The organism is Bacillus sp. TH25, from assembly GCF_016650935.1.
Taxonomy (GTDB): Bacteria; Bacillota; Bacilli; order Bacillales; family Bacillaceae_G; genus Bacillus_A; species Bacillus_A mycoides.
The window spans coordinates 329,238-343,516 of record NZ_JAEKEU010000037.1 but is presented as its reverse complement, the minus strand read 5'-3'; the positions used below and the strand labels follow the sequence as shown (position 1 = coordinate 343,516).

11 protein-coding genes are annotated in these 14,279 nt (G+C 35.1%); 5 read left to right on the top strand and 6 right to left on the bottom strand.

The window, feature by feature from the left end; genetic code table 11:
* Positions 1–2: 2 nt before the first annotated feature.
* From JFT89_RS20765 to fdhF, 5 genes are all read right to left on the bottom strand, one after another.
* Positions 3–1,418, bottom strand: coding sequence for an amino acid permease (locus tag JFT89_RS20765; RefSeq protein WP_002063741.1), 1,416 nt, complete (start codon positions 1,416–1,418; stop codon positions 3–5).
* A 103-nt stretch (positions 1,419–1,521) separates the two neighbouring features.
* Complete coding sequence (gene ald / locus JFT89_RS20760; protein WP_002091029.1) at positions 1,522–2,655, bottom strand: alanine dehydrogenase; 1,134 nt, start codon at positions 2,653–2,655, stop codon at positions 1,522–1,524.
* A 369-nt stretch (positions 2,656–3,024) separates the two neighbouring features.
* Entirely contained in the window at positions 3,025–4,896 is a 1,872-nt protein-coding gene (locus JFT89_RS20755; protein WP_201040546.1) for a glycerophosphoryl diester phosphodiesterase membrane domain-containing protein, read from the bottom strand.
* Between the two features lie 157 nt (positions 4,897–5,053).
* A complete protein-coding gene (locus JFT89_RS20750; RefSeq protein ID WP_002063738.1) occupies positions 5,054–5,536 on the bottom strand; it encodes a helical membrane plugin domain-containing protein in 483 nt (160 codons plus the stop codon).
* Positions 5,537–5,548: 12 nt separating this feature from the next.
* The gene (gene fdhF, locus JFT89_RS20745; RefSeq protein ID WP_201040545.1) at positions 5,549–8,491 is read right to left on the bottom strand and encodes a formate dehydrogenase subunit alpha; all 2,943 of its coding nucleotides are present in this window, start codon (positions 8,489–8,491) and stop codon (positions 5,549–5,551) included.
* A 295-nt stretch (positions 8,492–8,786) separates the two neighbouring features.
* On the opposite strand from fdhF, the gene fdhD reads away from it, so the two are divergent.
* Both fdhD and JFT89_RS20735 read left to right on the top strand, forming a co-directional pair.
* Positions 8,787–9,593, top strand: a complete 807-nt coding sequence (gene fdhD, locus JFT89_RS20740) for a formate dehydrogenase accessory sulfurtransferase FdhD (RefSeq protein WP_016097197.1) — start codon at positions 8,787–8,789, stop codon at positions 9,591–9,593.
* A gap of 501 nt (positions 9,594–10,094) precedes the next feature.
* On the top strand, positions 10,095–10,601 hold the full coding sequence (locus JFT89_RS20735) for a GNAT family N-acetyltransferase (RefSeq protein WP_002010444.1): 507 nt from the start codon (positions 10,095–10,097) through the stop codon (positions 10,599–10,601).
* A 361-nt stretch (positions 10,602–10,962) separates the two neighbouring features.
* Here JFT89_RS20735 and JFT89_RS30530 read toward each other — a convergent pair whose 3' ends face one another.
* Entirely contained in the window at positions 10,963–11,085 is a 123-nt protein-coding gene (locus tag JFT89_RS30530; RefSeq protein WP_002010441.1) for a hypothetical protein, read from the bottom strand.
* A 333-nt stretch (positions 11,086–11,418) separates the two neighbouring features.
* Here JFT89_RS30530 and JFT89_RS20730 point away from each other — a divergent pair, with 333 nt between their 5' ends.
* The 3 genes from JFT89_RS20730 to JFT89_RS20720 all read left to right on the top strand — a co-directional run bounded on the left by JFT89_RS20730 (position 11,419) and on the right by JFT89_RS20720 (position 14,272).
* Positions 11,419–12,090, top strand: coding sequence for a response regulator transcription factor (locus JFT89_RS20730; RefSeq protein ID WP_002010439.1), 672 nt, complete (start codon positions 11,419–11,421; stop codon positions 12,088–12,090).
* 77 nt (positions 12,091–12,167) lie between these two features.
* The gene (locus JFT89_RS20725) at positions 12,168–13,613 is read left to right on the top strand and encodes a HAMP domain-containing sensor histidine kinase (protein ID WP_002063733.1); all 1,446 of its coding nucleotides are present in this window, start codon (positions 12,168–12,170) and stop codon (positions 13,611–13,613) included.
* 146 nt (positions 13,614–13,759) lie between these two features.
* On the top strand, positions 13,760–14,272 hold the full coding sequence (locus JFT89_RS20720; protein ID WP_000351210.1) for a GNAT family N-acetyltransferase: 513 nt from the start codon (positions 13,760–13,762) through the stop codon (positions 14,270–14,272).
* Positions 14,273–14,279 lie beyond the last annotated feature (7 nt).

The following is a 14,279-nucleotide window of genomic DNA, read 5'->3' as shown; positions in this document are numbered from 1 at the left end:
CTTTAATTAGCTTTTTCTAAACTATCTTGCGAACTTCCATCGTCTTTTAAATGACTATGTTTTTTCGAATAAACAAAGTATACAACCACTCCGATTGCTAACCAAACACCGAAGTATATCCATGTTTTTAACGGTAGATTTACCATTAAGAATAGACAGCTTGCAACTGAAATAATCGGTAAGATTGGTACAAGTGGTACCATAAATCCACGTTGTAATTTCGGATGCGTTTTACGAAGAATGATGACAGTTACACCAACCATCGCAAATGTTAATAACGCTCCAATATTCGCTAAATTCGACAATTCTTTTAAATCGATAAATCCGGCAATTAAAGCACTACCAATTCCTGTTAACCAAACTGAAAATGTTGGTGCTTCTGTCTTCTTGTTAATTTTCGCAAAAGATTTTGGCAATAAACCGTCACGGCTCATAGCGAAGAATACACGTGTCGTAGCGTAGATGTATGCGAAAATTACAGCCATAATACCAATTACAGCTCCAATAGCGATTACACCAGCCACTTTATCTTGTCCTACAACTTCTAATACATAGGCCATCGCTTCAGGTACATCTAATTCCTTATAAGAAACCATACCTGTCATAACGAGACAAACTACAACATAAATGATTGTACAAATGACTAATGAAGCAATAATACCAATCGGCAAATCACGTTGTGGATTTTTCACTTCTTCAGCAGAAGTTGCTAATGCATCAAATCCTAAGAAAGCGAAGAATACTGCTGCTCCTCCGGCAAAGACTCCACTTAAGCCGTACGGTGCAAATGGTATCCAGTTTTCTGGTTTCACGTAGAATACACCAACTGCAATGAATAAAACAACAATACCAATTTTAATTAATACCATTATGTTATTCACACGCTTACTTTCTTTTGTACCTCGTGATAATAACCAAGTTATCACCAACGTAACGATAACTGCGGGTAAGTTCACCATACCACCTTGCGATGGAATCGTTAACAACGCTTTTGGAATTTCAAGTCCCAATCCACTCACTAAATTATTGAAATAACCTGTCCATCCGCCAGCTACTGCGGCAGTCGTTACGACATATACGGATAGCAATGTCCATCCCATTAAATGGGCAACAAACTCACCAATTGTTGCATATGAATATGTGTACACACTACCTGAAACAGGAAGTGCAGATGCAACCTCTGCATAACATAAAGCTGCAAATCCACAAACAATTGCTGCAATCATGAATGAAAAAATAACTGCTGGACCAGCATCTCTTGCTGCTACTAATCCCGTTAATACTAGAACTCCTGTACCAATTATCGCACCAATCCCTAGCATTGTTAGGTCAAATGCCCCTAGCGTTTTCGTCAAAGTTTTACTTTTACTTTCCCCTAACAATTGCGTAACGGATTTCTTTTTAAATAGGTTGGCCACGATGAATGCCCCCTTTTACCAAGAAGAGCTAAGAGGTATTATCTCTTAGCTCTTATCATGTTGTTTTATATATTGTTCGATTTTGTTTTGTATAATGCTTCTATTAGCAAGATACTGTTTCTGCTTCTAATAATTCTTTAGCACCTTTGTACTCTACACCGTGAGCTTCTGCAACTGCTTCGAATGTTACGTAGCCTTCTAATGTATTAATACCTTTTAATAATGCAGTATTGCCTAGGCAAGCTTCTTTGTAGCCTTTGTTAGCAATTTGTACTGCATATGGTACTGTTACGTTTGTTAATGCAAGAGTTGATGTACGTGGAACCGCACCTGGCATATTTGCAACTGCATAATGAACAACGCCGTGTTTTTCATAAGTTGGGTTATCATGAGTTGTAATACGGTCAGTTGTTTCGAAAATACCACCTTGGTCAATCGCGATATCTACAACAACAGAACCTTGTTCCATTGATTTAATCATTTCTTCTGTTACAAGTTTTGGCGCTTTTGCACCTGGGATTAATACTGCACCGATTACAAGATCAGATTCTTTTACAGCTTCTGCAATATTGTAAGGATTAGACATTAAAGTTTTTACTTGGTTTCCGAAAATGTCATCTAATTGACGAAGACGTTCTGCACTTAAGTCGATGATTGTTACATCCGCACCTAGTCCAACTGCAATTTTAGCAGCATTTGTACCAGCTTGTCCACCACCGATAATTGTTACTTTACCACGTTTAACTCCTGGAACACCTGCAAGTAAGATACCTTTACCGCCTTTGTTTTTCTCAAGGAATTGCGCACCGATTTGTGCAGCCATACGACCAGCTACTTCACTCATAGGTGCAAGTAATGGTAATGAACGGTTTTCTAATTGTACTGTTTCATATGCGATAGCAACAACTTTCTTCTCGATTAACGCTTTTGTTAATTCTGGTTCTGGAGCTAAGTGTAAGTATGTGAATAAGATTAAACCTTCACTGAAGTGTTTGTATTCGCTTTCAACTGGTTCCTTAACTTTCATAACCATTTCCATGTTCCAAGCTTCTTCAGCTGTATCAACAATTTTTGCTCCCGCTTCAACATACTGAGCATCTGTGAAACCAGACCCTACACCTGCATCCTTTTGAATGAATACTTCGTGATTGTTACGAATTAAATGTACAACACCTGCTGGTGTCATTGCCACACGGTTTTCGTTGTTTTTAATTTCTGCTGGTACCCCAATACGCATAATGAAATGCCCCCTTATAATTAACAGAAAAAAGGAATTCTTTTTTCTTTTTGTAATAATTAATAACTTATGTCCTTATTCTAGCATAACTTAAAAATTATGAAAACGCTAACATACCATTTTTTAAAAGTTTATATATTTAGAATAGTGTAAATATAAGAAACATTGATTCTATTGGGTTATTCGTACCATCGCATTATCTATCACTCTATTTACATTATATCCACTCAAAACGCATAGTAATTATTTATTATTTGACAATAATGTAACAATGCAAAAAACTAAGTAGTTACGTGTACATATACACTTATTACTTTGTACAATACTTTAGAAATATATTCTTTTCATAAAAAAAACAGCTACTAGCATTTAACCAGCAGCTGGATAGATCATAAATAACTTTAAAAATAAATCTTCTGTCGTCTCAGTAATTTTATCAAACATATCACTTTCACGATCTTCTTGCTCTTTTAACATCTTAATTGTTTCACGTGCATCTTCAGGATAATCGGTAATGATACCATCTACGTTTAACTTATAATATCTCTTTAAACTTTCCATATCATTTACCGTCCATACGTAAATTGGCTTGTTTAACTTCCTTGCTTCTTTTACTAATTTCTTATTTAACATGTATTCTTCTGCTACATAAAAATCAGCCTTCACATTCTTTAAGTTAGCTCTACTCGCATACAGTATATATCCTACTTTTATATTTGGATTTGCACGTTTAAACTCTTTAATAAGCGGATAGTGTAACGTTTGAATGACACATTGCTTCTCAAATTCATTATCTTTAATCGCTTTTAATACTTTGTTTACGAAATCTTTTTCGCCACCATGAAGCTTCACTTCAATATTAAGTTTGATTTTTCCTTTTGCCAGCTTAATGATCTCATCAAGTGTACTTATTTGTCCTGAAAAACCATCTTGACTAAGGGTAAGCTGTCTTAACTCCTCCATCGTTAAATCTGACACATGAACATTAGCATTAGCAAGACGTTTTAGCTTCAAATCATGTATAACTGCTAGTTCACCGTCTTTTGTTTGCAGTACATCAATTTCAGCGTAGTCTGCTTTGGCATCAATAGCCCCCTGCACAGCTTCTTTCGTATTCTCTACACCTTTTGAAATATAACCACGATGAGCCATAATAATTGGTTCTTTATATGAATTTGAAATAAACGTTACAATGAAGGCAACGACCATTCCGGCAGTAATAATTCCTACAATATATACACTAATAAATTTCCAACGATGTTTTTGGAAGAAACATTTATCTGCTTTTGTTTTCGAATAATCTAATCCTTCTTCTAATAAAACATCTTCAACCGGAACCTTTTGTAAATACAATCGTGTTATTGCCATAATATAAAATGGCGTCACGATAAAACTAAATAAATACAATGTACTCGTTAAAAATACAGACATTGTTGATTCCGCTAATAATGCAAATGTTCCCTGTGGATTTGTAAATTCATACATGCCCCATAGACACAATAAATACATTCCAAAAAATACACCGTACACAATCCCTATTGAAATAAAAAATCCTACTAAAAAGAATAGTACTTTAAAAAAACTTTCTTTTACTAACGTTGCACTTTTACGTGCTGCTGTGCGAAACGGCTTTTGCTCTAAAACAACAATAGGTAGAACAAAAATCCAGCGAAGGTTCAAATACGCAACTACAGCAAAGAACGTGTAATAACCAACTTGTCCCATCGTTGTCTTAAACAGTTCTCCTGTAATAAAGTTAGGAATTTGAATTTGCGGAATTAATGCCGTTTCATATCCAATATTTAAAAGAGGTAACAATACGACAGCATATAAAATAAACCCTGGTAAGCAATATGTGAAAAGAGTAGGTAAATACGTTACGGTTTTATATAAAATCGGACGTAATTTCACCTTTTGTCTTTTATGAGCGAAATACGAAATGATAATAAGCACCGCAAATTCCGTAAAGATAAGAAACAGTGCTAACAATGATAAAATTACGATTGTCAAAATGCCGTATGGTGTCTTTAAAAAAGCTAATAATTCATCATTCGTCGCATTTGCATAACCACCAAAATACAATAACTTATTAAAAATGATCCCAAATAGCGGGACAAATACAATCGCTGCTAATAATTTATAAGCAAGTTGAAAGGTTAATACATTCCAAAAAGCAAATCTAACTGTTTGAAAGGAATGTCCCATTACTCCTGGTATAGATAGTCTTTTACGGTGTTGCATATATTCCTCCACATTCTAAAACGATATTTGAGATGGATTCCATATTTCCATTTCCAACCCATCTTTTTAATAATAATAATATATTCCGCTTAACATGAACACTCTTATACATACAATGAAAAAGTGATGGCTACTTGCCATCACTTTTTCATTTACTCTATTTTTTTTCTAACCCTTGACCAAATGCTTTCAAGAAGCTAAAACCGAATGTAATTGCTCTATTGATATCTGGATCTTTTAACACTTTAAAGAAATCCATCACTTTTGTTTTCTTTCCGTTTTTCAGCTCATCCGTTGCAAATTGTAATCCAGTGACTAAACTAGATGTTATTTGTTTCGTTATTTCTGGGTCCACTGAAGATAATGCCTCTCCTGCCCCCATCATATTGTTTAATGCGTTTTTTACTGGTTCACGATTCAATTGTTCAACAGCTATTTTGGAAACATCTTCTTTTGCAGCAAGTAAACTAATTGCTGCATCTAAAATTCCAGCTTTTTGCAACTGCGCTAATAGCTGCATCGTCTCTTCTACTGCTTCTCTATTTTCAGCTAGATCATTTAACAACTCATCTTTTACTTGCTGTTTTTTTTCTTCTTCTGTGACAATCTTCTTTTTAATTAAAGTAATCTCTTTTGCCATTATCTCCGCCCCCTAATTCTGGTCCACAAGTGATACGTATTGTTTTCTTTGCCACTTTCGCTCGATTTCAACACCATTTTGCGGATGACGTTTTTTATCTCTCGGGTTTGAAGATGGTAACGGACGATTTCCTTTTTCACGTAATACGCGCAGTTTCACCATTGTTTGTTTATAAGCTGGTGTACACGTATAAATGTCTGTTGCTGTTCCTGTTAAAATATTGATTGCCTCTTCATTTACTGTCGCATGCATCGGCAAATATAACTCATTTCCAGTTACACGATCTGTAACAAGCGCTTGTACTTTGATCTTTCCAAATGGTGATGCTAACTCTACAAGACCACCATCTTTCACATTGCGTTCTTTAGCAAGTTCAGGTGAAATTTCAACAAATACTTCAGACACTTTAGATAAAATACCAGCCGACTTATTCGTCATATTCCCTTCATGGAAATGCTCTAGCATACGGCCATTATTTAATAGTAAATCATACTCATCTGGTGCTACAACTGGCGGAACCCATTCATCTAGTGATAAACGTGCTAGCTTATCCGGGAAGTTAAATCCATCTACATATAATAATGGTGTATCGCTACCATCATGGCTACCCCAACATAAACTATTCCAGCCTTCTAAACGGTCATACGTTGCTTGTGAGTATAACGGGGCAAGCGATGCAATTTCATCCATAATTTCACTTGGACTTCCATAATTCCAGTCTCCGCCCAGTGCACGAGCCACTTTTTGTAAAATCCACCAATCTGGTTTTGAATCACCAAGCGGTTTCAATACTTCGTATAATCTTTGAATACGGCGCTCTGTATTCGTAAACGTTCCTTCTTTTTCTAAGCTTGGTGCTGCTGGTAAAATAACATCGGCGAAACGAGCTGTTTTCGATAAGAACATATCTTGAACAACAAGGAAGTCTAAATTCGCTAAAATATGTTGTACATGGTTGGCATTTGAATCTACTAAAGCCATTTCTTCTCCCATAACATACATACCACGCAGTTTTCCTTCTTCGGCCGCAAGTAACATTGCGATATTATTTAATCCCGGTTCTTTCGGAATGGTAGTACCATATGCTTTTTCAAATTTCGCACGATGCACATCATCTGAAACTGCTTGGTAACCCGGAAGCCAGTTCGGTAATGTCGCCATATCACAAGCACCTTGTACGTTATTATGCCCGCGTAACGGATACGCACCGGCACCAGGACGACGGTAGTTACCTGTAACGAGAAGTAAATTTGAAATTGCTGCCGACGTTGTACTTCCTCCTGTATTTTGAGTTACGCCCATTCCCCAAAGTACACAAGTACCATCTGCTTCATATACCATACGAGCCATTTCTTTTAACTGAGCTTTAGAAATCCCTGTGATTTTCTCAGTATAATCAAGTGTATATTTTTCTAGCATTTTGCTATATTCATCAAAGTTCTTTACATTTTCAGCTATGAACTTTTTATCGTGCCATTCTTGATCAATAATGTATTTCGTTATCCCAGCAAGCCATACATAATCCGTTCCTTGACTCGGGTGAACAAATATATCAGCACGCTCCGCCATTTCATGTTTACGAAGGTCTGCGACAATTAGTTTTTGTTCATGTAATTTATGAGCCCGTTTCACTCTAGTTGCAAGTACAGGATGTCCTTCTGTTGGATTTGCACCTACAATAATAACAAGACCTGCCTCAGCAATATCTTTCACTGTTCCAGCATCTCCGCCCATACCGACAGTTTTAAATAAACCGTCTGTTGCTGGAGATTGGCAATAACGGGAACAGTTATCTACATTATTTGTTCCATATATTTGACGAGCTAGTTTTTGCATAAGATAGTTTTCTTCATTTGTTACTTTCGAAGAAGAAATAAACCCAAACGCATCGCTACCATATTCTGATTTAATATGTTGCATATTAGATGCAACAACTTCAAGAGCCTCTTCCCATGAAGCCTCAACAAACATATCCCCTTGGCGAATTAACGGCTTTGTAATACGCTCTTCACTGTTCACAAAGTCCCATCCAAATTTGCCTTTTACACATGTGGAAATACCATTAACCGGTGCATCTGAAACAGGTTGCACTTTTAAAATTTGACGATCTTTCGTCCATACTTCAAATGAACAACCTACACCACAAAATGTACAAACTGTTTTTGTCTTATTAATTTTCGTCTTACGCATCGCGGACTCTACTTCTGAAACTGCTAAAATACTGCTATATCCAGGCTCTACATCTTTTACAAAATCAATCATTGGATTTAGCACATCTGGTTTTAAACCAGTCATAAATCCAGCTTCTCCTAGCATCGTTTTTTCCATTAATGCATTACAAGGACAAACTGTTACACATTGCCCACAGCTAACACAAGACGAGTCATTTATACTCACACCATTGTCCCAAATAACACGTGGACGGTCTAAACTCCAATCAATCGATAAAGTTTCATTCACTTGTAAATTTTGGCATACTTCTACACACTGCCCACAAGCAATACATTGATTTGGATCGTATCGATAGAATGGATGCGACGTATCCACTTCGCATGCACTTACTTTCGGTTCATATGGATATTTCTGTTCTTCAATCTCCATCATATGTACTGTATTATGGACTTTACAGTTACCATTATTGTTATCACATACTGTACAATACAATAAATGATTCTCTAGTATTCGATCCATCGCTTCAGTTTGTGCTTCCTTTGCACGTTCCGATTGCCTCTCAATATGCATGCCATCTTCCAACTTCGTCGAACAGGCACGTAGTAAACTTCCATTCACTTCTACAATACATGTATCACAAGTTTGAATAGGATCTACCTCTGGTACATGACAAATTTGAGGATGTTCTAAATTACTTTCGTTAAACAATTGGAGTATCGTCTTTTCACCTGATACGAAAAATTCTTTACCATCAACGGTTACACGGACTGTCTGTTCTGTCATAGTTTCCCCTCTCCTTACAACTAACTGTACAACACAATTATGAATCCGTTTTCATAATTGTGTTGTACATATTTTTGAAGCGCCCTGTTGAAATACTTTCCTTTGGAAGTCGATTCTAGATGTTATAAGGTATAACTACAAAAGCTTGAAAATGTCGCTATTCTACAAATCTATTATATCGTACATATACAATAATAACCAAAATAATCTGCCATCTTCTTGTTAGTAGATGCTTTTGTTTTTTCGATGTTTTATGATAAATATGGAGAAAAATACATATAAAGGGGAATTTAATATGGGGCCTATTCAAGAAACATATACAATTGTACGTTATCAATCTGGTACATTTTCAAAACAAACCGATGAGGTTGTTACAGAATCTCCTATTACAATTAAATTAAATAGCGAAGAATACGTAACAGTTGTATGCACTCCTAATTACATTGAAGATATGGTAATCGGTTTTTTAATTTCTGAAGGAATTATTTCTTCTTATAAAGATATTGAAGAATTATGGATCCAAAAAGAAAACGGAATTGTCCATGTAAAATCATCAAAAATTAATCCACTCTATCAAACTTTATATAATAAACGGTACGTAACTTCTTGTTGCGGGAAAAGTAGACAAGGTTTTGTTTTCGTCAACGATGCAGCAAAAGCAAAAAAGTTACATGATATACATATAACTATTACTCCGGAAGAATGTTTTCACCTAATGACTTCCTTACAACAATCTTCAACTACATTTCGCCAAACGGGTGGTGTGCATAATACCGCTTTATGTGATCGAAATAACATTCTTTTATCAAGAATGGATATCGGAAGGCATAATGCGCTAGATAAAATATACGGTCATTGTTTACGAAACAATATCTCTGTTCAAGGGAAAATCATTGCGTTTAGCGGACGCATCTCATCTGAAATTTTGTTAAAGGTTTCAAAAATAGGTTGCGAAATTGTTCTATCTAAATCAGCTCCAACTAAACTAGCTCTGCAACTCGCCCACGATTTAGGTATTACCGTAGTAGGATTTATTCGAAATGGATCTTGCAATATTTATACACATCCGGAACGAATCGATGGCTACAAAATAAACGATTGAATATGTAAAAGAAAGTGAAACTTTAATCAGTGGAGGGTTTTTCCCTCCCCACTGATTATTAGCCTAACCAATCGGGCTTTTACGGGCAATCCGACTCCCACGAATAGTTGAATAAAAATGACTCCTTTACAAAGCGGGAATTTTAGTTATAAAAATGTAACATATTAAAACCTTGAATAGTTAATAAAGTTAATATATAATTTCATTACATAAAGTGAAACTTTAATCAGTGGGGGGTGTTCATCCCCCACTGATTATTAGCCTTCACCAATCGGGCTTTTACGGGCAGCCCGACTCCCACCTAACTTCTTTGCCCCAGCCGAATTTTGAGGTGGGAGTTTTACTGCCCGCAAATAGCGTGATAAATAAAATGAAAACATAGTAGCATAATCTTTTCATTCTTTTACAAATTAAGAAAGAATAGTCACAGAATACATTTAACTAAACTTAATCTTACAAAGTTAATGAATTAAATTTGAATCAATCTAGGAGGTTACAACTATGGAAATTCGCTTATTAACAACAGAGGATGCAGAAATTTATTTGAAAGTGTGTATGGAAGGTTTAATGAAAAACCCTGAGGCTTTTAGCTCTTCTTATGAAGATGTTCTTAAACAGGAAAACCCTGTCGCTGCTATGGCAAAGCGATTAAGCAATCCGGATAAGTATACTCTAGGTGTCTTCAAAGATAATGATTTAATCGGTATTGCTACTCTAGAAACAAAGCCATTTATTAAGCAAGAGCATAAGGCAAAAATCGGCTCAGTTTTTGTTTCTCCAAAAGCGCGTGGCCTCGGTGCAGGACGAGCTTTAATTAAAGCGATTATTGAAAATGCCGATAAATTACATGTAGAACAGCTTATGCTTGATGTTGTCGCTGATAACACTGCTGCAAAAAAATTATATGAGTCCCTCGGCTTCCAAACTTACGGTGTGCAAGAACGGTCCTTAAAACATAATGGCCAATATTGGGACGAAGAGCATATGGTTTTATTCTTAAATAATTAACATTTTAATATAATTTTTCAAAAGCATCTTCTTATTAATTAAGATGCTTTTTTCATTACAACAATGTAATCTTCATGTCACCTTTATCGATCGTTCCAATCCTTTCCATTCGTTATACTAAAAATATAAAGTGAAACTTCACTCAGCGAGGAGGATCCGTCTCCCGCTAATTATTAAATGAACGTATAGCATGCAATTGATATGTGGAGGAGAATGTAACATGAAACAAAACAAACAAGCTATCTTTTTAATATTTGCTACAGCAATTGTAACTTCTGGACTGGCAATTCTACCTTGGTTTATTATATAGAACACATTAAAAAAGCTTATTGCTTCTTAAGAAGCAATAAGCTTTTTTCTATTATAAAATCCCGAAAAATTTATTTACACAACTTATCATAATAAGCATAGATACCGCAACACACATTACAATCGCATTACGATCTTGCTTTTCTTTTTGTAAAAGTTCTACTTTTTTACTCATGTGTACAATCCCCTTTATATTAAAAAAAGTGTGAGATAGGAAATTTTTCTTATCCGATGCGAGGTGAATACGAAAACCCTCTCTATCTCACATACACAATAGAATGGAATTGTCATTTTATAAATAAAATGACATGACGTTATGTCGCAACATAGGGTATTTGTGTCGCTACGTTTTCTATTATAAAAAATAGTTGTGCAAAACTAGTGCATTTTTTATGTCAATTGCCCTGATTGAAAAAATCAGCCATCCATTCAATCACATAAAAAGAGTTTTTTATTATTTTCATGTAAACTATACAAGTAGAATGAATAGTTTGGGGTGCACAAGATTATGGTGAAAATTTTATTAGTAGACGATGAAGAACGTATGTTACGATTGTTAGATCTGTTCTTAAGCCCTCGTGGCTATTTTTGTATGAAAGCTACTTCTGGCCTTGAAGCGCTAGAATTAATCGAACAAAAGGACTTCGATATTATTTTATTAGATGTTATGATGCCGAATATGGATGGGTGGGATACTTGCTATCAAATCCGTCAAATTTCCAACGTTCCAATTATTATGCTAACAGCTCGCAACCAAAATTATGATATGGTCAAAGGCCTGACCATGGGAGCAGATGACTATATTACAAAACCATTTGATGAGCATGTATTAGTTGCACGAATTGAGGCCATATTACGCCGTACGAAGAAAGACGGATTTGTTAGCTTCAATGGTATTGAGTGGGATAAAACGAAACATACTGTTACCGTTTATGGTGAAAGAATCTCACTAACTCCTATTGAATTCTCGTTACTTGGACTCTTTTTACAAAATACAAACCGTGCTTACAGCCGTGATGATTTAATTGAAAAAATTTGGGGATATCAAACAGACATCGAATACAGAACTATCGATTCACATATTCGTAATATCCGTGATAAATTACGCAAAAAAGAATTTCCAGTTGAAGATTACTTAGAAACCGTCTATAAAGTCGGATATAAATGGAAAAGTGAATAATTACTTTAATCAGTGGGGATGGATAAAACCCCACTGATTAAAGTTTCACTCTATATGAAATAAGGTATGGTGAGAAAATGAGTAAACTTTCCCTTAAAATTGGGACATACTTTTTAATATTAGCTTTATGTATTGAAACAATTGCTTTCGTATCTTTTTATAAAAGCCTTTCAAAAATGCGGGTTGAAGAGGAAACAGTTGCTCTATTAGAGAAAGGCAATCGGTATCGTGACAAAATTGTAAACCGTGCAAAATGGAATGAGCATTCTAAACAAAAACCAAACACCGAACGTCCTAAACGCCCTTGGTATCAAGAGTTCACTATCGAGCATGCAGCTGAAGAATTAATTGGCTCAGAATTAATTGCTAATACCGATATCACTATCATTATAACTGACAATAACGGCAAAATCATTTCCACCTCAGAACCCGTAACGAAAGAAATGCAAAAACAACTTACTTGTAAAACGGAAACTATTCCTAAAAGCGGGTTGATTGTAGAAAAAAACTGGAAAAAATCGAAATTCATCTCAACAGTAAGCCCACTTGAAATAGATGGATTTCAAGGTAACTTACATATGTTATTAAAGACATCTTTCTTAGAAAATATGTTACTTAAACTCATGAATCAATTTATTATCATTAGTATTTTGACAATTATTTTAACAACTATTTCTGTCTTTGTTTTTTCTCGGGTTATTACAGAACCTCTTATAAAAATGAAAAGAGCTACTGAAAAAATGTCCAAATTAAACAAGCCAATTCAATTAGGAATTAAACGAAATGATGAACTTGGAAGCTTAGCAAAAACTATTGAAGATTTATCTAGTGAACTTACGTATATGAAAAAAGAACGAAATGAATTCCTCGCTAGTGTCGCTCACGAATTATTAACTCCATTAACCTATATGAAAGGTTATGCGAAAGTGGCAAAGAGAGATTCTTTAACGAAGGAAGAACGTGAAGAGTATTTACAAATCATCGAGGATGAAACCGATAGTGTAACTGATCTCGTACAAGATTTATTTATGCTCGTACAATTAGAGCAACATCAATTCGTTATTAAAAAACAAAAAATGCTCCTGAGGCCATTTTTAGAACGAATGGTTGAAAAAACAAAAACAACATTAACGAACAAACAAATGCAACTATATATATACTGCAAAGATGATTTAGAAGTTTGTATAGACGAAAGACGTATGGAACAAGTACTGTTAAATTTATTGCACAACGCTTATCAACATTCACCAGAAAACACTTCTATAACAATACGTGTACTATCGAGTACGAATACTTTTACAATAAGTGTACAAGATGAAGGTGAAGGTATTCCTGAAGAAGATATCCCACATGTTTTCGATCGCTTTTACCGTGTCGATAAATCCAGAACACGAGCTACAGGAGGAAAAGGTATCGGACTGGCTGTTGCAAAAGAAATTGTAGAACTTCATAATGGTTCTATTGAAGTTAACAGCGAATTAGAAGTCGGAACAGAATTTATAATTGAATTACCATTTGAATAATATATGCGTGAAATCACCAGTAGTAGTCAACACTACTGGTGCTATTTTATTTATAAAACCAGCTCATATAAGCTAAGCTTTTGAAATTATTCTTATTTCAATATAAAATATAGGTATAACTGTCAAAGATTTGGAGGGTGATATAATTGGATATCCATGTATTAACAAAAGACGAAGCAGAAATTTACTTAGAACTTCGAGTAGAAGGATTAAAACAAAACCCGGAAGCTTTCAGCTCTTCTTATGAAGATATTATTAATAAAGAGTGTGCTATTGAATATAAAGCCCAAAAATTAGCACAAGATGAGAACTATACACTAGGTGCATTTAAAGATGGAGAATTAATCGGAGTTGCAACACTGGAAACGAAACCATATGTAAAACAAGAACATAAAGCGAAAATTGGTTCAGTATACGTATCTCCAAAAGCACGCGGACTTGGAGCGGGAAAAGCACTTATTAAAGAATGTCTTGAGCTTGCTAAATCTTTAGAAGTAGAGCAAGTTATGCTTGATGTTGTTGTCGGAAACGATGGTGCAAAAAAACTTTATGAGTCATTAGGATTTAAAACATTTGGTGTGCAAGAACGCTCATTAAAATATAACGGACAATATTGGGATGAAGAGCATATGGTTCTTTTCCTAGATGAAGAAAAATAATAAAAAA

What these genes read in the sequence shown, in the direction of transcription:
- JFT89_RS20730 (WP_002010439.1), top strand. Translation starts at nt 11,419, where the DNA reads ATGGTGAAAATTTTATTAGTAGACGATGAAGAACGTATGTTACGATTG.
- JFT89_RS30530 (WP_002010441.1), bottom strand. Translation starts at nt 11,085, where the DNA reads ATGAGTAAAAAAGTAGAACTTTTACAAAAAGAAAAGCAAGATCGTAAT.
- JFT89_RS20735 (WP_002010444.1), top strand. Translation starts at nt 10,095, where the DNA reads ATGGAAATTCGCTTATTAACAACAGAGGATGCAGAAATTTATTTGAAA.
- JFT89_RS20755 (WP_201040546.1), bottom strand. Translation starts at nt 4,896, where the DNA reads ATGCAACACCGTAAAAGACTATCTATACCAGGAGTAATGGGACATTCC.
- fdhD (WP_016097197.1), top strand. Translation starts at nt 8,787, where the DNA reads ATGGGGCCTATTCAAGAAACATATACAATTGTACGTTATCAATCTGGT.
- fdhF (WP_201040545.1), bottom strand. Translation starts at nt 8,491, where the DNA reads ATGACAGAACAGACAGTCCGTGTAACCGTTGATGGTAAAGAATTTTTC.
- JFT89_RS20725 (WP_002063733.1), top strand. Translation starts at nt 12,168, where the DNA reads ATGAGTAAACTTTCCCTTAAAATTGGGACATACTTTTTAATATTAGCT.
- JFT89_RS20750 (WP_002063738.1), bottom strand. Translation starts at nt 5,536, where the DNA reads ATGGCAAAAGAGATTACTTTAATTAAAAAGAAGATTGTCACAGAAGAA.
- ald (WP_002091029.1), bottom strand. Translation starts at nt 2,655, where the DNA reads ATGCGTATTGGGGTACCAGCAGAAATTAAAAACAACGAAAACCGTGTG.